Raw genomic sequence first — 23,635 nt, 5'->3', positions numbered from 1 at the left:
TAGAGCAATCTCCTTGCTCTATTTTTTATTAAAGGAGGGGTAAATGAAAAAAATATTTTTAATTTCTACAACAGCTTTGATTTTATTTAGTTGTACAAATCTTCAAACACAGCTTCCCACACAAAATAAAGTTGTTGTTCCTAGCGTTAAAAATCCATCTTTGCAACAGGATAACTTCTTTTTAAATGAATCTGGGGTAGCATACTTATATGATCTTATCCAAAGAGATTCTTCTACAAATGCTATTAGAGAATATACACCAACTCAAATGATGTCACCTATGGAAGTTTATGCTGGAGAGACATTAATAATCAACAATATCAATGCTGATAGAGTTAAACTGATCTCTTCACCAATAAAAAATGATTTTACTTTTAATATCAGTGGTAATAGCTTAAATTTCAACAGTCTTTATCAAGGAGAATATATTGCTGAGATTTATAAAGGTTTCACATATGTAGGTACTGTTAAGATAAAAAATAAATTGAAATATAATTTTACTGAGAAAGATAATTATGATATAATTTTAAACAGCTACAATAATAAAAATTTAGATCTATTGGTAAAAAGTGCTCAGTTATATTTAATTGCTTTCCCTACAAACAGTAAGCAAAAGGATGTAGCTTTTATGGTACTTGATCTAGGTTCTGCAAATGAAAATCAACTTTTAATTAATAAAGAGATTAGATATTTAAAGGAAAATTTCTCGCTTAATGAGGAAGAAAAAATAAAACTTCTTGCTTTAGAAGAGAAAACTAATAGTGGAAGTTTTATTATTAACAACTATTATTTAGATTATAATAGAAGTAATCTTAAATTAAACACTGAAATTATGAGAGCTATCGAAAGAAAAAATAGCGCTACTATTGACGAATTACAATTTTTAGAAAAATTTTACAGTGATTCTCAAAGTCCAGAATTAGCTTTATTAATAGGAAAATTATATACACAACAAGGAGATAAAGACAAAGGTAATTATTATCTTAGTTTAGCAGGTACGTCTTCTAACTTATCTTCTAGTATGTCTGATTCTTTTACTTCTACATCAGAAAGCATGATTCCTATAGCAAATGACTTATCTGAAGATAACTCTATTAACAATATAGTTTCTCCTTCAGATTCTTCTAAAAACTTGGCAAATGGAATAGATGCTCTTAATCGTAAAAGTTACAATGAAGCTTTAATATTTTTTAATAAGGCTGAAAATAGCTCGACAGATGCCTCTGAACTTAATTTTTATAGAGGAAAAACATATTTTTCAATGAACAATTTTGATAAAGCTTTATCTAATTTTGATAAAATCTCTAATCCAGGTGAAAATACATCTGAATTGTACTATTATTTAGGAGTTATTTACCATAAAAAAGGAGATATTGAAAAAGCAAAAGATTACTTAAGAAAATCTAGAGAAAATAACCCAAGTAGTACTTGGGGAAGAAAAAGTAGCATATATTTATTGAAACTATAAATTAAAAAAAGGGAGAAAAACTATGGAAAAATACTTTGACAGAGTTGGAAAAGAACGTCTTGTAATGGAGCAATGGGAAAAAATAAAAGAGATTGAAGCTCTTGGAGTTTACCCATTCGGAAAAAAATATGATAAAGTTCATATGATTGGAGATCTTTTAAAATCATCTCCTGAAACAGAGACAACTTTTAAAACAGCAGGAAGAATTATGGGATTCAGAGAGCAAGGTAAAGCCGTATTTGCTCACATTGAAGACCAAACTGGAAAAATCCAAGTTTATATTAGACAAGATCAAATTGGAGAAGAAGCTTTTGAAATAGTTAAAAAATTAGGTGTTGGAGACATTATTGGTGTTGAAGGTACTTTATTTATGACTCAAAAAGGTGAGTTAACTTTAAGAGTTTCTCAAGTTGAGTTACTATCAAAAAATGTTAGAGCGCTTCCTGAAAAGTTTCACGGTCTTACAGACGTTGAAACTAGATATAGAAAAAGATATTTAGACCTTATCATGAATAGAGATGTTAAAGAAACTTTCATGAAAAGAGTTAGAATTATAAATGGTATCAGAGAGTTTTTAAATAAAAAAGGATTCTTAGAAGTTGAAACTCCTATGATGCACCCAATTGTTGGAGGAGCTGCTGCGAGACCATTTATCACTCACCATAATGCTTTAGATATGGAATTATATTTAAGAATAGCTCCTGAACTTTATTTAAAAAGATTAATAATTGGTGGATTTGATAAAGTTTATGAAATTAATAGAAACTTTAGAAATGAAGGAATTTCTACTAGACATAACCCAGAATTTACAATGATGGAGTTATATCAGGCTTACGCTGATTATAATGATATGATGGATTTAACAGAAAGTTTATTCCAATACCTTGCAACAGAGGTTTTAGGAACAACTAAAATAGAGTATAATGGTAAAGAGATTGACCTTGGAAAATTCCATAGAGTTCACATGGTTGATATGATTAAAGATGTTACAGGTGCTGATTTCTGGCAAAATTTAACAGTTGAAGAAGCTAAAGCTTTAGCTAAACAACACCATGTTGAAATTGCTGATCACATGACTTCAGTTGGTCATATCATCAACGAATTCTTTGAGCAAAAATGTGAAGAGCATATAGTTCAACCAACATTTATCTATGGTCATCCAGTAGAAATATCTCCTCTTGCAAAGAGAAATTCAAATGATTCTAGATTTACAGACAGATTTGAGTTATTCATCGATGCTAGAGAATATGCTAATGCATTCTCTGAGTTAAATGATCCTGCAGATCAGAGAGGAAGATTTGAAGCTCAAGTTGAAGAAGCTTTACTAGGAAACGACGAAGCTACTGCTGTTATTGATGATGATTACATCGAAGCTTTAGAGTATGCTTTACCTCCAACTGGTGGATTAGGAATTGGTATTGATAGAGCTATCATGCTATTAACTGGTTCTCCATCTATTAGAGACGTTGTACTTTTCCCACAAATGAAAAGAAGAGACTAGTTTATAATTAGAGGTGTTCCTACGGAACACCTCTTTAATCTTTTTTATACAAATGTAACGGAGGTTTTATTTTGTTGTACGAATTTCTTATCATTTTAAGTATTAACTATTTAGGAGTTATTTTAGAAAAGATTTTTCATCTTCCTACCCCTGGAACTGTTAATGGTCTAATTCTTTTGTTTATTTTACTTTCTTTAAAGATAGTAAAATTAAATACGATAAAAAATGTTGGTGAATTTTTTATAGCTAATATGATTATCACTTTTATTCCACCTAGTGTAAAACTTTTAGATGTTATTGATATTTTAAAAACTGACTTTTTTAAACTTATATTTTTACTTGTTCTAACAACATTAATAACTATGGTTGTCACTGCAGTATCTGTAGATTTTATGATGAGGGAGAAGAAATAAATGAAAGAACTTTTATTTGATAATGCTTTTTTTGGAATTTTTATTAGTTTAATAGCATTTAAAATTGGAAAAGATATTTTTAATAAATTTAAGTGGCCTATCTTAAATCCTATTTTTGTTGCTTTAATTCTTATCTTTATATTTATGGAAGTTTTTAATATTCCTACTTCATACTATAATAAAGGTGGAGATATTTTAGGATTTTTTATAGCTCCTGCTACTGTTTGTTTAGCTATTCCTTTATATAAAGAACTTGGAACATTAAAAAAACATTATAAAGTTATTTTAATGGGTGCTCTTATAGGATCTATCACTGCTATTTTATCAGTTGTTTTTCTCGGAAAACTACTTGGAATACAAGATATCATTTTATTGTCTTTTGTTCCTAAATCTATTACAACACCTATTGGAATAGAAGTTAGTAAGCTTCTTGGTGGAATCCCTGCTATAACCGTTTTCGCAATAATGGTAACAGGTATAGCTGGTAATATTTTTGCTCCATTTATGTTAAAACTTTTTAAAATTGAAAACGCTGTTGCTAGAGGATTAGGGATTGGTATTTCTAGTCATGCTGTTGGAACTAGTAAAGCTATTGAAATGGGAGAAGTTGAAGGTGCTATGAGTGCTTTATCTATTGTTATTGCTGGTATCATAACTATTTTTATTGCTCCAGTACTTTTAAATTTTCTTAAATAATATGATAATATAAAAAACCCTCCTGGGGGGGAGGGTTTTTATAACACGGGGGAGTGTTAAAAAATAAAAAAGATTAAAATAGATTTTTGGGGGGTATATAGATCTATTCAATCAAATTCGGTCTCGCTATTAGTATATAATAAGAACACTTTTATGTCAAGTTTTTTTTTAGAACATTCTCATTAAAAATAATGTTCTGTTTTAAATAAAGTTTTCTCAGCTTTTGTTATAAAAATGAAAAGAGTGGATTCAATCCACTCTTTTTTATACTAATCCTTTTTTTATCATTGCAAGAGCATATTGGTGAGCATCTACTGTTGCACTAGCGTAAGCAAATTTTGTTTCTCCTTCAAAAAATCCATTCAACAAAATTTGTTGTTGCTCATCTATATTCATTATTAACCTTTCAATAGTTAACTTTCCTTCTTTATATTCCTCTATTAATGCATAATAAATAGAATCAAATGTACTATCATAAATTTCATTTTGTATCTCTTCAAAAAACATTTTTTTACACCCCTTTTTGGTATAGTTTCTTTACTATTTAATGTTAACATTTTTTATTAAATTTGTCAACAATTATCCTATATAAGCTATTTCAAAATTTTGATGAACTCCTAAAAACTTGGTTTTTAATTCTTTATAATTCTCTTTTAGGTAGATCATTTGCTTAAATAGTCCTTGTGATCCATTTTTTATTGTTAATTTATTTTTCAAATCTTTTCCATATTCATTCCATAAATTAGTAAAAAGTACAAATAAAAACACTAGTGTTGTCGCTTGAATTCCTGCAAAATCTAAAACAACCTCTTCCTCTTTTTTTAATATTTCTTTTAATTTATCACAAAAACTTTTTGCTTTATCTGGATTAACTAGCATTGAACTTTTAAAGTATTTCTTTAATTTTATTTTCATAAAGTTATTTTCTCCTAATTTTAATTTGTTTGATCAAAATGCTCAATATTTAGAGTATAATCTCTTTCTCCTATTAATTTACCATTTTTACTATAGTAACTCCAAATACCTACTGCTTGACCATTATAAAATTTACCTATAATGTGAGGTTTTCCATTATCATGAAATAGTTTAAACAGTCCATGATCTTTTCCTTTTAGGTAGTATGTCTGAAATGTTTTATTTCCATCTTCACCATATAAAACATACTTTCCATTTAATTCCCCATTTTTCCAATTTTCGATGGATTTTATTTTCCCATTAGTATAAAAAGATAACCACTTCCCTTCTGGTACCCCATTTTTGTAAAATTCTCTATCTTTTTGAAATGTTACCATTCCAGTTAAAGGACTTCCCGTTGTTTTGACGAATATTTTTCCATCTTTGTTTAAAATTTTGGAGTAATCAACTTGTGAATATTTTCCAAAAGCTAACTGAGTCATTAAATAAAAAATTATTGAAATTTTTTTTATCATTTATATCCCCTCACCATTTTTCTCCACGTTTATCACTTTTACAGATTTCTCCATTTTATTTTTTACAATAAATCTATCATAAAAGAATATACCTATGAAAGATATTATTAAACCACTAAAACTAGCTCCAATACATTTTCCTTCTGACAATCCAATTTTATCAGCTATAAAATAAGCTAAAAACATAATTATTAAAGGAATTATATATACTATTAGTGCGGCCTTAAAAACTTGATTATCTTCCATTTCAAAAGTTAAAATATCTCCTACTTCTATATTTTCTTTATCTGAAATAAAAGTAAATTCATTAGCTATTTTTGCGCTATCACTGCATTTATTACAGTGTGAACAAGCACTTTCTTTATACATTAAAATAGTTACTTTATTTCCTATTCTTTTTTTTACTAATCCACTACTTTTCATTTTATGCTCCTTATTGAAATGCTTATATTGGAATTATAACACATTTTTTTATAGAACTTAAAGAAATTTTAAATAAAAAAAAAGTATAGATATCAATCTATACTTCTACGGTTATCTCTATATTATAATTTCTCGTGTAATGTACCACCTACTGCACATTTACATCCCATTCCTACTTCTACACATCTGCTTGGATCAATATAAACTACATCCCAACCGTCATCTTCATCGTCACCATATCCAACTTCACCTATGAACATTAGCTCAAGACCTTTTGCTTTTAATTCCTCTTCACTTTGTCCTATTTTTTTTAAAAATTCTTCTTTAGTTAACATATGCGTCACTCCTAGTTTGTTATATTATCTGTCTCAATAATACACCATTTTTGTGTAGATGTCAACTTTCAATTTGTTTTTTTTAAAACTATTTTTTAAGTTTTAATTTTTAGTAAAAAATGTTATAATATTTTTTGGTAATACAAATATAGAAATGAGGTAAATAATGAAAGTTTTAGTTGTAGGTGACGTTGTTGGAAATCCAGGTAGAAAAACTCTAAAGGCATACCTTGATAAGTATAAAAATAATTACGATTTTATTATCGTTAATGGTGAAAATGCTGCCGCTGGATTTGGAATAACTGCAAAACTTTGTGATGAGATTTTAGATTGGGGAGTAAATGTTATAACAAGTGGAAATCACATTTGGGATAAAAAAGAAATTTATGACTACTTAGATAGATCTAACAGAGTTCTACGTCCACATAATTATCCTAATGGTGTTCCTGGAACTGGATATACAATTTTAAAAGATAAAAAAGGAAATAAAATAGCTGTGGTTTCTCTTCAAGGAAGAGTTTTCATGCCACCAATTGATTGTCCATTTACAGTGGCAAATCCATTAATAGAAGAGATTAGAAAAGAATGTAAACATATTATTATAGATTTTCATGCTGAAGCAACATCAGAAAAATTAGCTTTAGCAAACTATTTAGATGGAAAAGTTTCTATTGTTTATGGAACACACACACATGTACAAACTGCTGATAATAAAATCCTTCTTGAAGGTACTGGTTATATAAGTGATGTTGGAATGACAGGATCAGACAATGGAATAATTGGAATGAATAAAGAATCTATTATTCCTAAATTCTTAACTGCTTTGCCTCAAAAATTTGAGATAGCAGAAGGAAAAGAAAGAATAAATGGTTTAGATATCGAATTAGATGATGAAACTGGTGAATGTATAAAAATAGAAAGAATCAACCTTTCTCTTATTGAGTTAGGAATATTTAATTAGGAAGGTTTTTATGAAAGTTGTTGAAATAAAAGTTATATTTGAAAGTGATAGTATCGATGATACTCAAAAAGAAATTTGTGATATATTCTATGGATTTGGAGCTACTGGTTTAAAAATTGATGAGCCATTAAAAACAAAAAATCCTTTAGATTTTTATAAAGATGAAAAGCAATTTTTAATGGTTGATTACGCTGTTTCAGCTTATTTTCCAATGAATCCTTATTCTCAGAGAAGAAATGAATTAATTAAAAATGCTTTTGAAGATAGATTTAATGATAGAGATGACGTTGTTTTCACAATTGATTTCTATGAATATGATGAAGAGGATTATCAAAATAGTTGGAAAAAATATTTATATCCTGAAAAAGTTAGTGAAAAGTTCGTTGTTAAACCAACTTGGAGAGATTACGAACCTGAAGAGAACGAACTTGTTATTGAATTAGATCCTGGTAGAGCTTTTGGTACTGGTTCTCATCCAACTACATCTCTTTGCTTAAAAATTATGGAAGAAAATATAAAACCTGGAAACTCAGTTATTGATGTTGGTACTGGTTCTGGTATTTTAATGATTGCAGCTGAAAAATTAGGAGCTACTGATATATATGGTACTGATATCGACGAGTTAGCTGTTGAAGCTACTAAGGAAAACTTAGAATTGAATAAAATCTCTTCTGACATTGCTCAAGTTTATTTAGGAGATTTAATCTCTGTTGTAAAAGATAAGCAATTTGATGTTGTTGTAGCAAATATATTAGCCGATGTTATTCTTTTGTTATTAAAAGATATATTTAAAGTTGCTAAAAAAGATGGATTAATTATTTTTTCAGGTATTATTGAGGATAAACTTCCTGAGATAGTTAAGCAAGTAGAAGAAAAAGGTCTTGAGATACTAGAAATAAAAAGGGATAAAGAGTGGAGAGCTCTTCTTATTAAAGCCTAGGAGGATTGGATGAAAAACTATATTATTGCTTTAGACGGACCAGCTGGAAGTGGTAAAAGTACTATCGCTAAAATTATTGCTAAAAACTTTGAATTGACATATCTTGATACAGGAGCTATGTATAGAATGGTAGCTCTTTATATTCTTGAAAATAATATTGATTATAATAACATTCAAGCTGTTGAGGATATTTTACATAATATTAAAGTAGATATTATCGGAGATAAATTTATTTTAAATAACATCGATGTATCTTTGAAAATAAGAACTCCTGAGGTCACAAAAATTGTATCTCCTGTTTCTGCTATAAAAGCTGTTAGAACTAAATTAGTAGATCTGCAAAGAGAGATCAGTAAAGGGAAAAAAGTTATTTTAGATGGTAGAGATATTGGGACAGTTGTTTTTCCAAATGCCGATTTAAAAGTATTTTTAATTGCTTCTCCTGAAGAAAGAGCTAAAAGAAGGGTTAGAGATTATGCCTCTAGAGGAATTAATGAAGACTTTGAAACTGTTTTAAAAGATATCTTGGAAAGAGATCATATTGATTCAACAAGAAAAGAAAGTCCACTGAAAAAAGCTGATGATGCTGTTGAAGTTGACACAAGCTTACTTAATATTGAAGAAAGTGTAAATGCTATATCGCAATTGATTAAAGAGAAAATTGGAGGGTAAACCATGTTTTACAATCTATTGAGAGGATTTTTATATCCTTTTCTCTTTATAATTTTAATTTTTAAACCTAAAAAATTGAAATTTGTTTGTCAAAGATTATATCAAGATCTTTCACTTCTTAAAAAAAGTGAAAAATATGTTTGGATTCATTGCTCCTCTGTTGGAGAAATAAATCTTACTGATGCTTTAATAAAAAAACTTAAAGATAATTTCGAAGAAAATATTTTAATAACTGTTTTTACAGATACTGGTTATGAAATTGCTATGAATAAATACTTAAAAGATGATAGAATATCTATATTAAGATTTCCTTTAGATGATTTTTTTATCTTAAAAAGAATTTTTAAGTATATTAAAGTTACTAAAATAATTTTAGTTGAAACTGAAATTTGGCCTAACTTTATAAACTTGGGTTCGAAGTATTCAAAAATATTTATTGTTAATGGAAGAATTTCAAATAAAAGTTTTCCTAGATATAAAAAAATACTGTGGCTTATAAAACCTCTTTTTTCTAAAATAAATGGTTTCTTTATGCAATCTCAAGAGGATAAAAATAGAATAATTGAACTTGGAGCAAATAAAAATAAAGTTTTTGTCACAGGAAATTTAAAATTTGATATATCTTTTGAAACATTTTCTTCAGAACAGATGTCAAATCTAAAAGAACTTATAAAGAGTGACTCAAGAAAAATTTTTGTTGCTGGAAGCACTCGTCAAGGTGAGGATTCCATTCTTATTGATATTTTTAAAAATCTTAAAAATACACTACTTGTTATTGTCCCTAGACATTTAGAACGAGTTCCTGAAATTGAAGAACTTATAAAATCTTCTGATTTAACATATGAAAAATTAACAAATTTAGAACTTTCTTCAACATCAAAGAATTTTGAAATTTTAATTGTTGATAAAATGGGTGTTTTAAGAAAATTTTACTCTATTGCTGATATCTCCTTTGTTGGAGGAACTTTAGTTAATATTGGTGGTCATAGCTTATTAGAACCTCTTTTTTATGGAAAAACTCCAATTTTTGGACCATATTTGCAAAATGTTAAGGATATATCAAAAGATATTTTAAATCTTAACATTGGATATAAGGTTAATAACAAAGAGGAATTTTTAAATACTATTAATCTCTTAGAAACAAATCCTGTTTCTGAGGATAAAATAAAAGCATTTTTCAAAAGCAATCAAAATGCTGCTGAAAAAACGATTAAATTTATGGAGGAAGAATGAAAGAAAGATTAGAAGACACTCTATGGAAACACTTCTTTACAAATCCTAGAACTAATTATAATCCTTATATGGTTAAGTTAGTAGAGTACCCTAATCACATTATCTATGATAGTGAAATTATGGACTCTTATAGAGGAAACTGGAACCAAAAAGCTTTTGGAAATAGTAATCCTGTATATCTTGAAATAGGATCTGGAAGTGGAAATTTTGCAGTTGGAATGGCTGCTAAATATCCAGAGAGAAATCACTTAGCTCTTGAAATAAGATTTAAAAGATTAGTTTTATCTGCTAATAAAGCTGTAAAAAGAAATCTTAACAATGTTGTTTTTCTAAGAAGACGTGGTGAAGATATTACAAAATTTATTGGAAATGAAGAGATTGAAGGACTTTATATTAACTTTCCTGATCCATGGGAAGGAAATGAAAAAAATAGAATACTTCAACCTAAACTTTTCGAACTTCTTGATGTTATAATGAAAGTTGGAGGAACTTTATTCTTTAAAACTGATCATGATCAATACTATACTGATGTTTTAGATTTTGCTAAGGATTTAAAAAATTATGAAGTTGTATATCATACAGCAGATTTACATAATAGTCCTAAGGCTGTTGACAACATTAGAACAGAATTTGAAGATTTATTTATATGTAAACATAACAAAAATATCAATTATATTGAAATAAAAAAAATCAAATAATGAAATAATACATGGAGGTATTTAAATGGCAGGATACGTTGTAGTTGGAACTCAATGGGGAGACGAAGGAAAAGGAAAAATAATTGATGTTCTTGGAGACAGAGCTGATTACGTTGTTAGATTCCAAGGTGGAAACAATGCAGGACATACAGTTGTTGTAAATGGAGAGAAGTTCATACTTCATCTATTACCTTCTGGAATGTTACATGGACAAGGTAAATGTATCATTGGACCAGGAGTTGTTGTTGATCCTAAAGTTCTTTTAAAAGAGCTTGATACATTAGAAGCTAAAGGAGCTAAAGTTGATCACCTATTTATAAGTGATAGAGCTCACCTTATTATGCCTTACCACATTCAACTAGATATTTTAAAAGAAGAAAGAAGTGGAGATAACAAAATTGGTACTACTAAAAGAGGAATAGGTCCTTGTTATTCTGATAAATTCTCTAGAGTTGGAATTAGAGCAGTTGAATTGTTAGATATGGAATTATTTGCTAAAAAATTAAAAATGAACTTAGAAGAAAAAAATGAACTTTTCACTAAAATCTACAATGCTCCTACTATGAAGTTTGAAGAAATTTTTGAAGAGTATAGAGGATATGCTGAAAGATTAAAACATAGAATTATTGATGCTACTCCTGAAATTAATAAAGCTTTAGATGACGATAAGTTTGTTCTATTTGAAGGTGCTCAAGCTATGATGTTAGATATAAACTATGGAACATACCCATATGTTACTTCATCTTCACCTACAAGTGGAGGAGTTACTACTGGAGTGGGAGTTTCTCCTAGAAAAATCGATAAAATCATTGGAGTTATGAAAGCTTACACAACTAGAGTTGGAGAAGGACCTTTCGTTACTGAATTAAATAATGATTTAGGAGAAAAAATTAGACAAATTGGTGGAGAGTTTGGAGCTACAACTGGAAGACCAAGAAGATGTGGATGGTTAGATCTTGTTGTTGGTAAGTATGCTGTTGATATTAACGGATTAACTGACGTTGTAATAACAAAAATCGACGTTTTAAGTGGATTAGATACTTTAAAAATCTGTACTGGATACGAAATTGATGGAAAAGTTTACACAACTGTACCTGCTGCTACAGAAAAATTAGCTTACGCTAAACCAATTTATGAAGAGTTACCTGGATGGACAGAGGATATCTCTAATATGAAAGATTACAATGAGTTACCTGAGAACTGTAAAAAATACCTTGCTAGAGTTGAAGAGTATTTAGGATGTCAAATAACTGTTGTTTCTGTTGGTCCTGATAGAAGTCAAAACATATTCTTAAAAGATATATAATAAATTAATCCCCTAGTTTACTAGGGGATTAATTTTAGGAGGAGATAAATGTTAGAAAAAATTCTTATCATAAATACTGGGGGGACTATAGGTATGGTCAATAGTGAAGAGAATAATCCTAATAGTCCTTTAAGACCTGCTAAAAATTGGTTTGAAGTAGCTAAAAATCACCCTATTTTAGAAAGATTTCCTGCTGATTATTGCCAAATTCCAACATTAATTGATTCTTCAGATATGAATCCTAAAATTTGGATTGATATTGTTAAAATTATAGAAAAAAATTACTATAATTACAGAGGATTCGTTATTTTACATGGAACTGATACAATGGCTTTCACAGCTTCCGCTTTATCTTTTATGCTTAAAAATCTTGATAAACCAGTTGTTTTAACTGGTTCTCAAGTCCCTTTAGTTACACCAAGAAGTGATGCACTTCAAAACTTGATTACATCAATTCAAATAGCAGGAAATAGAATCTACGGTGTTAAAAGTATACCTGAAGTTACTATCTGTTTTAGAGACGAGTTACTAAGAGGAAATCGTGCTAGAAAAATTGATGCTACAAATTATTTTGGATTTGCTTCACCAAACTATAGAGCACTAGGTGAAATTGGATGTGAAATAAAAATTAATGATAAAAAGATTTTAGATATGCCTAAAAATGAGTTTTACACAGATCAATCTTTAAATAGTAATATTCTTATTGTTGAAATTTTCCCTGGAATAAATCCTCAATATATCAAAACACTTGTGGAATCTCATCCAGAAATAAAAGGAATAATTTTAAAAACATATGGTAATGGTAATGCTCCAACTACTGATGTTTTTATTGCAACTTTGAAGTCTATTATTGATTCAGGAGTTGTTATCGTTAATATTACACAATGTGCAACTGGTTCTGTTAAGATGGGACTATACGAAGCAAGTAGTGCATTAAAATCTATTGGGGTAATCAGTGGTGGAGATATGACTCCTGAAGCTGCAATTACTAAATTAATGTATTTATTGGGAAAAGATCTTTCTTCTCAAAATATTAAAATTTTTATGGAATCAGATTTATGTGGTGAAATAACTGTTTGAAGGAGTGCTATGAATAAAGAGCTTTGGAAAAATAATAAAAATGGTAAACTTTATGAAGTTTTAAATTATAATATTTTAAATTGTACAAATGAACAAGATGGACAAAATATGTATCTTTATCGAGTTTTTTCTGAAGAAGTTTTAGATTCTAAAGGAAAAGAAAAATTATTTGTTAGATCTGAAGAAGAGTTTAAAGTAAAATTTACTAAAATTAATGTATAATAAAAATGGGTCTTTATAGACCCATTTTTATTTATCAAATTTTATTGGTTTAATCCAATCACTATTTTTTCCCATAGCATAGTTCTTTTCAAATTCAGCTTTAAATTCATTAAATCTTTTCTCTTTTATTGCTATTCTTGAATCTTTCATTAATTTTAATAAGAAATATAAGTTATGATATGTCGCTAATCTTCCACCTAATATCTCTTGAGCTTTAAATAAGTGTCTTATATAACCTCTTGTATAATTTCTACATACATAACAGTCACATCCCTCATCTAAAGGTCTACTATCCTCAGAATATGATGCATTTTTTACAACAAGTCTTCCATATTTTGTAAATACAGTTCCATGTCTTCCAATTCTTGTCGGTTGTACACAATCCATCATATCTATTCCTGATGCTACAGCTTCTAACATATCTAAAGGTTCTCCCACTCCCATTAAATATCTTGGCTTATCTCCAGGTAACTTCTCTACTATATAATCTAAAATTCTATACATATCCTCTCTTGGTTCTCCAACAGCTAAACCTCCAACAGCATATCCAGAGAAATATTCATCCATTTCACTTAATTCAGCCAAACTTTTATCTCTTAAATCTTCATATATTCCACCTTGAACTATTGCAAATAATCCTTGCTCATCAGGTCTCTTATGTGCTTCTACACATCTTTTAGCCCATCTTGTTGTTCTTTCAATTGATGGAATTAAGTACTCTTTTGATGACATTCCTGGGGGACACTCATCAAATAACATAACTATATCTGACCCTAAATTATTTTGAATATTTATTGATTTTTCAGGAGATATAAAGTGTTTAGATCCGTCTAAGTGTGATCTAAAATAAACTCCCTCTTCTTGAATATTTCTTAAGTCTCCTAAACTAAATACTTGAAATCCACCACTATCAGTTAAAATAGGTTTTTTCCAGTTCATAAATTTATGTAATCCACCAAATTTAGCAACTAACTCATCACTTGGTCTTAAATATAAGTGATATGTATTTCCTAAAATTATTTCTGCTCCCATCTCTTCTAGCTCTTCTGGAGTCATTCCTTTTACCGTTGCTTGAGTTCCAACAGGCATAAACACAGGTGTTTCAATTTCTCCATGAGGAGTTGTAATTTTTCCTATTCTAGCTTTTCCATCTTTATCGTATAATTCATACGTTACTGGTAACTTTTTACTCATTAATTTTCTCCTATCTTTCTACAGACATTACATCTTTTATTTTTAATAGATGACTAACTAATTGTTTATATTCATCTTTATTATTTAACTCAACTGTCACTTTTATTATAGCTATTGTATCTAGACCTTTCTTCACATTATGAGAATTTAAAGACAATACATTAATTTTATGATTTGAAATCATCGTTACAACATCCATAAGAATATTTTGTCTATCCATGGCCTTTATAGTAAATGCAAAGGTATATTTATTTTTCTTAGATGCTGTTTCTAATAGTCTTTCATCCCAATGAACATCTATAACTCTAGCTGGATCATGATTTACCATGGATATATAATTTGGACAATCTTTTCTATGAATCGCAATTCCAGTAAGTTTAGTTACATATCCACCTATATCATCTCCAGGAAGAGGTGTACAGCATCTTGCAAACCTTATCAATGTATTTTCAGTACCATCAATTACAATTCCTTGATCATCTTTTTTAGCTGATTTCTTTTTTATTGGTTCTTTTATAAAATCTTCTAAATTACTTTCTATATATAATTTATTTTTTTCTTGTTCAATTTTTAACTTAGCTATAACAACATCAACTTTACTTTTAGTTTCTCCCATATGAAAATAAAAATCACTTAATGTGGGTATATTATGTTTTTCTAAATGTTTTTTTAAAGTTGGACTCTCTTCAAACTCTTTTAAAGTCATCCCTAATTTTATAATTTCTTTTTCAATTAATTCTTTTCCAATTTTAATATTTTCATCAAGTTTTTGATCTTTTAACCATTTTTTTATCTTGCTTTTTGCACTTTGAGTAGCAACAATATCTAACCAATCATTTCCAGGTCCTTTAGCTGTCTTAGATGTTATTACTTCTACTCTATCTCCATTATTTAATTTATAATCTAAAGGAACTATTTTTCCATTTACTTTTGCTCCCACACACTTAATCCCAATCTCTGTGTGTATATTAAATGCAAAATCTATTGGTGTTGCTCCTTGAGCTAATTCAACAACATCACCTTTAGGAGAAAATACAAATACTGTTTCTTTTACTATATCTCCAGTAACCTCTTTTATAAACTCCTCTGTATTCTCTGCTCCTTGATTTAGTTCTACAATATTTCTAAGCCAACCATACACTTGATCTTTTTTACTAATTTTTTTATTTTCTTTATAACTCCAATGAGCCGCTACTCCTTCTTCAGCAACCCTATCCATTCCCTCTGTTCTAATTTGTATTTCAACAAACTTTCCTAAAGGTCCTACTATTGTTGTATGAATAGATTGATAGTTATTTGATTTAGGAACTGCTATGTAATCTTTAAATCTTCCGGGAACAGGTCTATAATTACTATGAATAACTCCTAAAGTATTATAGCATTCTGCCTCTGTATCTAAAATTATTCTAATTCCAATTAGATCATAGATTCCATCAAAATCTTTTCCTTTTTCAAACATTTTTTTATAAATACTATAAAAATGTTTAAATCTACCTTTAACTTTACCGTAAATTTGAACTTCATTTAGCAGCTTAGTTATGTTATTTACCATCTCTTCTAAGTACTTTTTTCTTTCATCTTTTTTTTCATCAATTAAAGTTTTGATATCTTTATATTTTTCTGGTTCTAAATAATATAAAGACATATCTTCTAGTTCCCATTTAATTTTAGCTATACCTAATCTATGAGCTAATGGAGCGTATATAGATAATGTTTCTTGAGCTATTCTCTTTTGTTTTTCTGGTGGCATAAATTTAAGTGTTCTCATATTGTGAAGTCTATCTGCTAATTTAATAATAATAACTCTCACATCTTTAGCCATAGCTATTATCATTTTCCTAATATTTTCATCCTGCTTTTTAGTTCCATTTGGTAAATGATCTAATTTTGTAACACCGTCTACAAGATGGGCAACCTCATCACCAAAATTATACTTTATATCAGCTATAGTTATTAACGTATCTTCTACTATATCATGAAGTATTCCTGCAATTATACCCTCTGTATCCATTTTCATATCTATTAATATCTTTGTTACTTCTACAGGATGTATTATATAGCTGTCACCTGATTTTCTGTATTGACCTATATGGCATTCCTCTGCAAAAAAGAAAGCCATTTTGATTTTTTCTTTGTCTACTTTTAGTTTGTGCTTATCTATTTCACTTTCTATCTCTTGCCAATATTTCATAATACACCTCTTCCTATAATATCATACAAATAAGGCGACACAACTTTGTGCCGCCTTAAAAGTTATTAATACTTCATTAAAGTTAATACTGGATAACCTTCTAATTTTTCTTTACCTTTTAAGTCTTCTAGTTCAATTAAAAATGCTAATCCTGCTACTACTCCTCCTAATTCCTCAATTAATTTTACAGTAGCTTCTATCGTTCCACCAGTTGCTAATAAATCGTCAACTATTAAAACTCTTTGTCCTGGCTTTACAGAATCTTTATGCATACAAAGTACATTTGAACCATACTCTAAATCATAGGCATATTCTATTACTTCTCTTGGTAATTTTCCTGGCTTTCTAACTGGAGCAAATCCTACACCTAAAGCATATGATACAGGACATCCAAAGATAAATCCTCTTGCTTCTGGTCCTACAACTAGATCTATATTATGCTCCTTTGCAAATTCAACAACTTTATCTGTTGCATATTTATATGCTGTCCCGTCTCCCATTAATGGAGTTATATCTCTAAACTTTATCCCTGGCTTTGGATAATCCTCTACTAATGCTACATATTTTTTTAAATCCATTTAATTCCTCCTAAATATTCCTTCTTTTCAATTTTTATCATAAATTATCTATACTAATTTGAAATCAATTTTAAAGCTTTTTTAGCTTTAATTTCATCTCCACTTTTATAGTATATGTTTATTAACTCGTTAATTATTTCTTTATCTAATTCATTATATGTTAAATACTTCTTTAAAACTCTCTCTGCAAAATCATCTCTTTTTAAAAAAGTACTATAAAAATTTGATAATTTTATTGTGCTTTTTTTATTAGATTTTATTTTGTCCTCTATTCTAATATAAACATCTTTATTTAAAATATTTTCTTGCTTTAAGCTACTTAAGTATGAATCAAAAAATAAACTATTGTTAAAGATTGATTCATCTCCGATAACATCATAATATTTTAAAGAATTTAAATAGCTTCCATTTAAAAATTCTATATACCCTAATATAAAGTAATCTTGATCACTTTTAAAATCTTTTGATACTCTTTTTAAATATTCTGAACTTTTAATATAATTCTTTTTTTCAAAATTCAGATAAGCTAAATTTTTTAAGGTTAAATTATCATCTGAATTTAAAAGTAGCGATTTTAAGAAATCTTTTTCAGCTTGTTTAATATTTCCTAATTGACCTTCAATTACAGCCTTTTCTCTTAATGCTACGCTGTTCTTATTATTGATTTTTAATATCTCCTGGTATACTAATAGTGCTTCACTTTTCTTACCTAAAGAATACAAATTTGCTCCCTTAAGCAATAAATATTTTTCATCTTTTTTTACAAAATCTTTGGGTGTTTCTTTTAAATTTTTACTACTACATCCAATGAAAACAAAAACTAAAAAAAGATATTTCCGCATTAGTTCTCCTTTTTATTATTTGGTGGTAATATTACTCCTCCTGAGATAATAAGCTTTATAGCATCATCTACTTTTAAATCTAAAACCTTTACTTCTGATTTTTTTAAAACTATAAACATTCCTGAAGTAGGATTTGGAGAGGTTGGTAAAAATACATTACACATTTCTTCTCCTGTTACATCTTCTACAAAATGATTACTATCAGATGTCATAAATCCAATACTATATATTCCATGTCTTGGATACTCAAACATAACAACTTTTTGATAAGACTTTTGTCTATCTGAAGCAAATAAAGATATTATTTGTGTTATTGTACTATATATCTGACTGAATAATGGTATTTTTACTAAAAGATTATTTAAAAAAGATCCAATTTTTTTAAATAAAAATATTCTCATTGCAGTCCCTATAGCTATTAGTAACACGATTAATGTTACAAAAGATAAAACATTTATAAGTATTTGGGTATAGAAATGAAGATCTTGCTCTTTTCCTAAACCAGTTTGTAAAACAAGTGTTCTTATAGCCACTGTTAAAAAAGAATCTTGTAACAAGTTTAAGAAAATTTGAAATATCCAGTTAAATATATATACGGTAATAACAATAGGCAGTATAGCAATTAATCCGCTATAAAAACTGGCTTTTACTCTTTTCATTTTTTATTCTCCTCTTTGTATCTCTACCTTAGACACTCTCATCTTTTCAACTTCTACTACAATTAATTTAACTTCTTCAAACTCCACTATGTCTCCTATTGCTGGAATTTTTCCAAGCTCTGACATAATAAGTCCACCTAAACTTTCATAATCCTCTGATATTGGTAACTCTATATTCAAACTTTTATTTATTGTTTCTATATCTAGCATTGCGTCAACTTCATATCTATTATCATCTATCTCTTTTATACTTTCCTCTTCTTCATTGTCGAATTCATCACGAATTTCACCAACAATCTCTTCTAATAGATCTTCTATAGTTAAAACTCCGCCAATTCCACCATATTCATCTAATACTAATGCTATATGAACTTTTTTACTTTTGAACTCTTGTAAAATTTCGATAATAGATTTTGTTTCAGGTACATAATAAGCCTCTCTCACAAGTTCTTTGACTTGTGTATCTGTACTGTGCTCTTTTAAATAGTTCAATACATCTTTTGTATATAAAACTCCTATTATATTATCTATTGTTTCTTCATAAACCGGAATTCTTGAGAATCCAGCTTCTATCATCTCTTCCCAAATATCATCTAAAGTTTTATTTCCTTCAACTGCAAACATAGAAGTTCTCGGTGTCATTATTTCTTTAGCATTTGTTTCACCTAAGCCAACTATTGAATGAATCATTTCCTTCTCTTCCTCTTCAATGATTCCTTCAGCTTCTCCTACATTTACAAAAGATATTAAATCTTCCTCTGTAAACATTATATTTTCTGTTTTTACTTCAACACCTAAAATTCTTCCAATCAATATTGATGTCCACATTAATATCTTTACAATAGGTTTCATTAATAATCCAAAATAATAAATAGGACCAATTACTAATTTTGAGAACCATTTAGAATTATTTTTGGCCATTATTTTAGGTGTTATCTCTCCAAATATAAGAATTAAAACCGTCATAACAGCCGTTACAATTGCTAAACTTCTAGGAGAATTTCCCATTATATTAATTGCTAAAGCAGTAGCAATAGATGATCCTAAAATATTTACTATATTATTTCCTAAAAGCATTCCTGTTAAAATTTCATTTGGACTTTTTAACCACTTTTTTAATAAATGTGCTGTTTTCTTATTCGACTTCTCAATGTCTTCTAAATCTGTTGCTTTAAAAGACGTTAATGCTGTTTCTGAGGCTGAAAAAAAACCAGATAGTAAAATCAATACAACTAATATAATAATATCACGATACGTGTCCAACTTTATATTACACCTTCCTTATTTTTTAATTGAATACTTATATATTCTACCATAATTCTCCATAAAAAACAACATACAGGACTTTCTAAAAAAAGACTTTCCAAAGAATAAAAAGGAAAGCTATTCGCTTTCCTCTATTTTACTAAAAATAATACGTCTCCTTTTTTCACTGCTTTTCCATTTTCAGATTTTAATGCTACAATTGTTCCTGATATTGGAGATTTAACTTCATTCATCATCTTCATAGCTTCAACTATACAAACAGTATCTCCTACCTCTATTTTATCTCCAACTTTAACAAAATCATCTGAATCTGGAGATGGTGCCGAATAATATGTTCCAACCATTGGTGATATAATCTCTTGTCCTTCTATTACATCTTCAGCTGAGCTTTCTGTTTTTTCTATTGTTATATCTTTACTTATTGCTGCAGGTTGTTCCATATATTTTATATTTGTTGTCACTGTTTCTTGCTTGATCTCTTCTTTTTTCATTGTTAATTTAGTTCCATTAACTTCTACAGTTATTTCTGATAAATTATGCTCATCTATATTTTTTGCTAATTTTTTTATGCTTTCTAAATCTAATTTCATTGTTCCTCCTTAGTTACTACCTATTACTCTCAGCTCTTTTACAGAATCTAAAGAACTTATTTTTTCTAACATCTCTTCTATTTTTCTAAGTAAATTTTCTGTTGTTTGAATTGATATCGTTACTCTACTTACACCATCTATAGCTATATTTTGAACAATTGTTAAGATATTCATTTGTTCCCCAGCTATAATATCTAAAACTCTTGCTAAAATTCCTGGTTTATCTACTAATGATAAGTGAATACTAAATACCTTTTCTTTTCCACCTTCAAAAAATGGTTTTATATAATCTTTATATTTATAATAAGTACTTCTGCTTATTCCAACTCTTTTTATAGCTTCATATTTTGAAATTTTTTCAGCTTGAACTATTTCATTTACCTTTATAACACTCTGAATAGAATTTGGTAATATCCTTTTATCTACAATGTAAAACTCTTTTTTCTCCATTTTAATCTCTCCCCTATATTTTTTTTCCAATTTTAAATGCTTTTAATGTATTGTTAAGTAACATTGCAATAGTCATAGGCCCTACTCCCCCTGGAACAGGTGTTATATATGATACTTTGCTCTTTACAGATTCAAAGTCTACATCTCCGCAAATTTTATTATCTTTATCTCTATTTATTCCAACATCAATTATAATAGCATCATTTTTTATCATATCACCTTTTAAAAAGTTTCCTTTTCCTATAGCTACTATTACAACATCCGCATTTTTTGTTTTATCTGCAAGATTTTTTGTTTTACTATTACAAACAGTTACTGTTGCTCCTTCATTTATTAAAAGTGCTGTCATCGGTTTTCCAACAATATTACTTCTTCCTATAACAACAACATCTTTTCCTTCTAATTCGATTTCATATTCTTCAAATAATCTTAAAATACCTGCTGGTGTACATGAAATCAAAGCTGTCTCATCTCCTAAAACTACTTTTCCTAAATTTTCAGGTTTGAAACCATCTACATCTTTACTTATATCAATAGCTTCAATAACTTTGGGCGTATCTATATGATCTGGTAATGGCAATTGAACTAAAATTCCATCTATTGTTTCATCTTTATTTAATTCTTCTATTTTTTCTAAAAGTTCTTTTTCTGTAACATCACTTGGCATAATAAAGTTTTTTGATTCTATTCCTACCTCTGCACATTGTTTTATTTTAGAATTTACATAAATTTTAGATGCTAAATTATCTCCTGCCTGTATTACTGCTAATCCTGGTACTTTTCCCTTAGTTTCTTTTATCTCAATTATCTCTTTCTTTATTAAATCTCTTACCTTTTGAGATACATATTTACCATCTAAAATTTTCATTACTATTCCGCCTTTTCTTTCCAATAATTTAACTCTTGGAGCTTTCTATTTAAATCTATATGTTCTATAACAACATCTCTTGGTACTTTAATTTCTAGAGAAGTTAAATTTAATATTGCTTTAATTCCAGATTGTGTAACTATATCTGTAACTTGCTGAGCAATAGATTTATTTTCTGTTATTATAGCCATATCTATCTTTTGCTCAGAAGCTATTTTAGGAATATCACTTACACTACTAATTTTTATTCCTTTATATTCTTTTCCAATTCTACTTTTTGTTATATCAAAAATTCCAACAATATTAAATCTTGGTTTTTCTATATCTCCTTCTAGTAAAATAGCATTTCCCAATTTTCCTGCTCCAACAATTATTACATTGTTTTGTTTATTTATTCCCAATATATCTTCAATCATTTCGTAAAGACACTTTACGTTATACCCTTTACCCCTTATTCCTATACAAGAATCTAAATCCATTATAAAGTTAGAAAAGTCCTTTCTTATTTGAGCTGCTGTTACTCCTAACAAAACTCCCATTTCTTCAGATGAAATATAATCATCTGGTGAAAACTTTTCTAAGCATTTTAAATACATTGTCAATCTTTGTATAGTTTTTTTTGAAATCTTTTCTTTTTTTTCTGAAGTTTTTATCATATAACCTCTCCCCCCGATATTTTTTATTTTAAAACTTCACCTATTTTGAATAGGTTTCCATTTATACTGTCTTTTCCAGATATGCTTTTTTTATTCTCTGGCTTAATCTCAGTTAAAATAACACTTCCATTATTAACCTTAACTACAAATCCTTTTCCTTTTATAGAATCTACAATCTCTCCATTTTCCCCATTTTCATAGATTTTATCAAGTTTCTCTACACCATAAACTTTTAAAACTTTCTCATTATGATGAGTATAAGCTGTTGGAAAAGGATTCATTCCTCTTACAAAATTAAAAATTTCTTCTTTTGTTTTATTCCAATCAATTAAACAATCTATTTTTTTATAAGGTTTAACAAATGTTGCTTCTTCATGTTTCTGAACTTCTCTTTTAGCTGTTCCAGCTTCTATTTGGTCAACTGCCTCATCTAATTTTTCTGCACCAATAATTTTTAATCTATCATGTAATGTTAAGAACGTATCTTCTTCATAAATTGGTGTTGTTCCTTTTAAAATTATATCCCCTGCATCAAGCTCCTCTGCTATATCCATTATTGTAACACCGCTTTCTTTTTCACCAGCTATTATAGCTGCATTTATTGGCGCTGCTCCTCTAAATTTTGGAAGTAACGAAGAGTGTACATTTATTATTCCAAACTTTGGAAATTCTATTATATTATTTGGAATTATTTTTCCATAAGCTACTACTACTATTAAATCTGGATTTAATTCCTTTATTAAATTAAACGTATCCTCAGTTTTCAAAGAATTAGGTTGATATATAGGTATATTATTTTCTAAAGCATATTCCTTTACTGGTGTATATTTTACTTTTTTTCCTCTCGTATTTGGTTTATCTACTTTTGTAAATATACCTATAATATTATGTTTTTTTCTTAAAGTATCTAATGATGGAACTGCAAACTCTGGAGTTCCCATAAATAAAATTCTCATTTTGCCT

28 protein-coding genes are annotated in these 23,635 nt (G+C 28.4%); 12 read left to right on the top strand and 16 right to left on the bottom strand.

All coding sequences use genetic code 11. From position 1 onward, the window contains the following. Window positions 1-43 precede the first annotated feature (43 nt). The 4 genes from NON08_RS08525 (at window position 44) to NON08_RS08510 (ending at window position 4,078) form a co-directional block, all read left to right on the top strand. On the top strand, window positions 44-1,468 hold the full coding sequence (locus tag NON08_RS08525) for a tetratricopeptide repeat protein (RefSeq protein WP_256691042.1): 1,425 nt from the start codon (window positions 44-46) through the stop codon (window positions 1,466-1,468). Window positions 1,469-1,490: 22 nt separating this feature from the next. Then, window positions 1,491-2,969: a lysine--tRNA ligase gene (gene lysS / locus NON08_RS08520; RefSeq protein ID WP_256691041.1), complete on the top strand. Its 1,479-nt coding sequence runs from the start codon at window positions 1,491-1,493 to the stop codon at window positions 2,967-2,969. Window positions 2,970-3,040: 71 nt separating this feature from the next. Further along, window positions 3,041-3,382 (top strand): CidA/LrgA family protein, encoded by a 342-nt coding sequence (locus tag NON08_RS08515; RefSeq protein ID WP_256691040.1) that lies wholly within the window; start codon window positions 3,041-3,043, stop codon window positions 3,380-3,382. After that, entirely contained in the window at window positions 3,383-4,078 is a 696-nt protein-coding gene (locus NON08_RS08510; protein ID WP_256691039.1) for an LrgB family protein, read from the top strand. Window positions 4,079-4,342: 264 nt separating this feature from the next. Here the strand turns inward: NON08_RS08510 and NON08_RS08505 are convergent, their stop codons facing one another. The 5 genes from NON08_RS08505 to NON08_RS08485 all read right to left on the bottom strand — a co-directional run bounded on the left by NON08_RS08505 (window position 4,343) and on the right by NON08_RS08485 (window position 6,266). Continuing rightward, complete coding sequence (locus NON08_RS08505; RefSeq protein ID WP_256691038.1) at window positions 4,343-4,585, bottom strand: hypothetical protein; 243 nt, start codon at window positions 4,583-4,585, stop codon at window positions 4,343-4,345. A gap of 72 nt (window positions 4,586-4,657) precedes the next feature. Then, window positions 4,658-4,993 (bottom strand): STAS-like domain-containing protein, encoded by a 336-nt coding sequence (locus NON08_RS08500; protein ID WP_256691037.1) that lies wholly within the window; start codon window positions 4,991-4,993, stop codon window positions 4,658-4,660. Window positions 4,994-5,013: 20 nt separating this feature from the next. Next, window positions 5,014-5,508 (bottom strand): toxin-antitoxin system YwqK family antitoxin, encoded by a 495-nt coding sequence (locus tag NON08_RS08495; protein ID WP_256691036.1) that lies wholly within the window; start codon window positions 5,506-5,508, stop codon window positions 5,014-5,016. Continuing rightward, window positions 5,509-5,931: a SoxR reducing system RseC family protein gene (locus tag NON08_RS08490; protein ID WP_256691035.1), complete on the bottom strand. Its 423-nt coding sequence runs from the start codon at window positions 5,929-5,931 to the stop codon at window positions 5,509-5,511. It abuts the gene before it with no gap. A gap of 122 nt (window positions 5,932-6,053) precedes the next feature. Beyond that, window positions 6,054-6,266 carry a hypothetical protein gene (locus tag NON08_RS08485; RefSeq protein WP_256691034.1) on the bottom strand — a complete coding sequence of 71 codons (213 nt, stop codon included), beginning with the start codon at window positions 6,264-6,266 and terminating at the stop codon, window positions 6,054-6,056. Between the two features lie 166 nt (window positions 6,267-6,432). On the opposite strand from NON08_RS08485, the gene NON08_RS08480 reads away from it, so the two are divergent. From NON08_RS08480 to NON08_RS08445, 8 genes are read left to right on the top strand one after another with little or no spacing between them, the layout of a single operon-like run. Next, window positions 6,433-7,227 (top strand): TIGR00282 family metallophosphoesterase, encoded by a 795-nt coding sequence (locus NON08_RS08480; protein WP_256691031.1) that lies wholly within the window; start codon window positions 6,433-6,435, stop codon window positions 7,225-7,227. A 10-nt stretch (window positions 7,228-7,237) separates the two neighbouring features. Further along, complete coding sequence (gene prmA / locus NON08_RS08475) at window positions 7,238-8,167, top strand: 50S ribosomal protein L11 methyltransferase (protein ID WP_256691030.1); 930 nt, start codon at window positions 7,238-7,240, stop codon at window positions 8,165-8,167. 9 nt (window positions 8,168-8,176) lie between these two features. Continuing rightward, window positions 8,177-8,839, top strand: coding sequence for a (d)CMP kinase (gene cmk, locus NON08_RS08470; RefSeq protein WP_256691029.1), 663 nt, complete (start codon window positions 8,177-8,179; stop codon window positions 8,837-8,839). Window positions 8,840-8,842: 3 nt separating this feature from the next. Beyond that, a complete protein-coding gene (locus NON08_RS08465) occupies window positions 8,843-10,072 on the top strand; it encodes a 3-deoxy-D-manno-octulosonic acid transferase (RefSeq protein ID WP_256691028.1) in 1,230 nt (409 codons plus the stop codon). Beyond that, on the top strand, window positions 10,069-10,770 hold the full coding sequence (gene trmB / locus NON08_RS08460; protein WP_256691027.1) for a tRNA (guanosine(46)-N7)-methyltransferase TrmB: 702 nt from the start codon (window positions 10,069-10,071) through the stop codon (window positions 10,768-10,770). Before NON08_RS08465 ends, trmB begins: the two co-directional genes overlap by 4 nt. A gap of 25 nt (window positions 10,771-10,795) precedes the next feature. Then, entirely contained in the window at window positions 10,796-12,076 is a 1,281-nt protein-coding gene (locus NON08_RS08455; RefSeq protein ID WP_256691026.1) for an adenylosuccinate synthase, read from the top strand. Between the two features lie 48 nt (window positions 12,077-12,124). After that, window positions 12,125-13,156: an asparaginase gene (locus NON08_RS08450; RefSeq protein ID WP_256691025.1), complete on the top strand. Its 1,032-nt coding sequence runs from the start codon at window positions 12,125-12,127 to the stop codon at window positions 13,154-13,156. A gap of 9 nt (window positions 13,157-13,165) precedes the next feature. Continuing rightward, the gene (locus NON08_RS08445; protein ID WP_256691024.1) at window positions 13,166-13,378 is read left to right on the top strand and encodes a hypothetical protein; all 213 of its coding nucleotides are present in this window, start codon (window positions 13,166-13,168) and stop codon (window positions 13,376-13,378) included. Window positions 13,379-13,405: 27 nt separating this feature from the next. Here the strand turns inward: NON08_RS08445 and tgt are convergent, their stop codons facing one another. The 11 genes from tgt to fmt all read right to left on the bottom strand — a co-directional run bounded on the left by tgt (window position 13,406) and on the right by fmt (window position 23,628). Continuing rightward, a complete protein-coding gene (gene tgt, locus NON08_RS08440) occupies window positions 13,406-14,572 on the bottom strand; it encodes a tRNA guanosine(34) transglycosylase Tgt (RefSeq protein ID WP_256691023.1) in 1,167 nt (388 codons plus the stop codon). 10 nt (window positions 14,573-14,582) lie between these two features. After that, window positions 14,583-16,763, bottom strand: coding sequence for a RelA/SpoT family protein (locus tag NON08_RS08435; RefSeq protein ID WP_256691022.1), 2,181 nt, complete (start codon window positions 16,761-16,763; stop codon window positions 14,583-14,585). Between the two features lie 65 nt (window positions 16,764-16,828). Next, window positions 16,829-17,341, bottom strand: a complete 513-nt coding sequence (locus tag NON08_RS08430; RefSeq protein WP_256691021.1) for an adenine phosphoribosyltransferase — start codon at window positions 17,339-17,341, stop codon at window positions 16,829-16,831. Window positions 17,342-17,394: 53 nt separating this feature from the next. Beyond that, complete coding sequence (locus NON08_RS08425; protein WP_256691020.1) at window positions 17,395-18,183, bottom strand: tetratricopeptide repeat protein; 789 nt, start codon at window positions 18,181-18,183, stop codon at window positions 17,395-17,397. Further along, on the bottom strand, window positions 18,183-18,842 hold the full coding sequence (locus NON08_RS08420) for a DUF502 domain-containing protein (RefSeq protein WP_256691019.1): 660 nt from the start codon (window positions 18,840-18,842) through the stop codon (window positions 18,183-18,185). The genes NON08_RS08425 and NON08_RS08420 overlap by 1 nt, the downstream gene beginning before the upstream one ends. Window positions 18,843-18,845: 3 nt before the next feature. Next, complete coding sequence (locus NON08_RS08415; protein WP_256691018.1) at window positions 18,846-20,105, bottom strand: hemolysin family protein; 1,260 nt, start codon at window positions 20,103-20,105, stop codon at window positions 18,846-18,848. Window positions 20,106-20,239: 134 nt separating this feature from the next. Next, window positions 20,240-20,698, bottom strand: a complete 459-nt coding sequence (accB, locus tag NON08_RS08410; protein ID WP_256691017.1) for an acetyl-CoA carboxylase biotin carboxyl carrier protein — start codon at window positions 20,696-20,698, stop codon at window positions 20,240-20,242. Between the two features lie 9 nt (window positions 20,699-20,707). Next, window positions 20,708-21,148, bottom strand: a complete 441-nt coding sequence (locus tag NON08_RS08405; protein ID WP_256691016.1) for an ACT domain-containing protein — start codon at window positions 21,146-21,148, stop codon at window positions 20,708-20,710. 13 nt (window positions 21,149-21,161) lie between these two features. Further along, the gene (folD, locus tag NON08_RS08400) at window positions 21,162-22,016 is read right to left on the bottom strand and encodes a bifunctional methylenetetrahydrofolate dehydrogenase/methenyltetrahydrofolate cyclohydrolase FolD (protein WP_256691015.1); all 855 of its coding nucleotides are present in this window, start codon (window positions 22,014-22,016) and stop codon (window positions 21,162-21,164) included. Between the two features lie 2 nt (window positions 22,017-22,018). After that, the gene (locus NON08_RS08395; protein ID WP_256691014.1) at window positions 22,019-22,672 is read right to left on the bottom strand and encodes a redox-sensing transcriptional repressor Rex; all 654 of its coding nucleotides are present in this window, start codon (window positions 22,670-22,672) and stop codon (window positions 22,019-22,021) included. A gap of 23 nt (window positions 22,673-22,695) precedes the next feature. Beyond that, window positions 22,696-23,628 (bottom strand): methionyl-tRNA formyltransferase, encoded by a 933-nt coding sequence (fmt, locus tag NON08_RS08390; protein ID WP_256691013.1) that lies wholly within the window; start codon window positions 23,626-23,628, stop codon window positions 22,696-22,698. Between the last annotated feature and the right edge of the window lie 7 nt (window positions 23,629-23,635).

Origin of the sequence: Cetobacterium sp. NK01 (assembly GCF_024506395.1) — a bacterium.
GTDB lineage: Bacteria > Fusobacteriota > Fusobacteriia > Fusobacteriales > Fusobacteriaceae > Cetobacterium_A > Cetobacterium_A somerae_A.
Note: the sequence above shows the minus strand (reverse complement) of the source record. Positions and strands in the feature narration are given on the sequence as shown.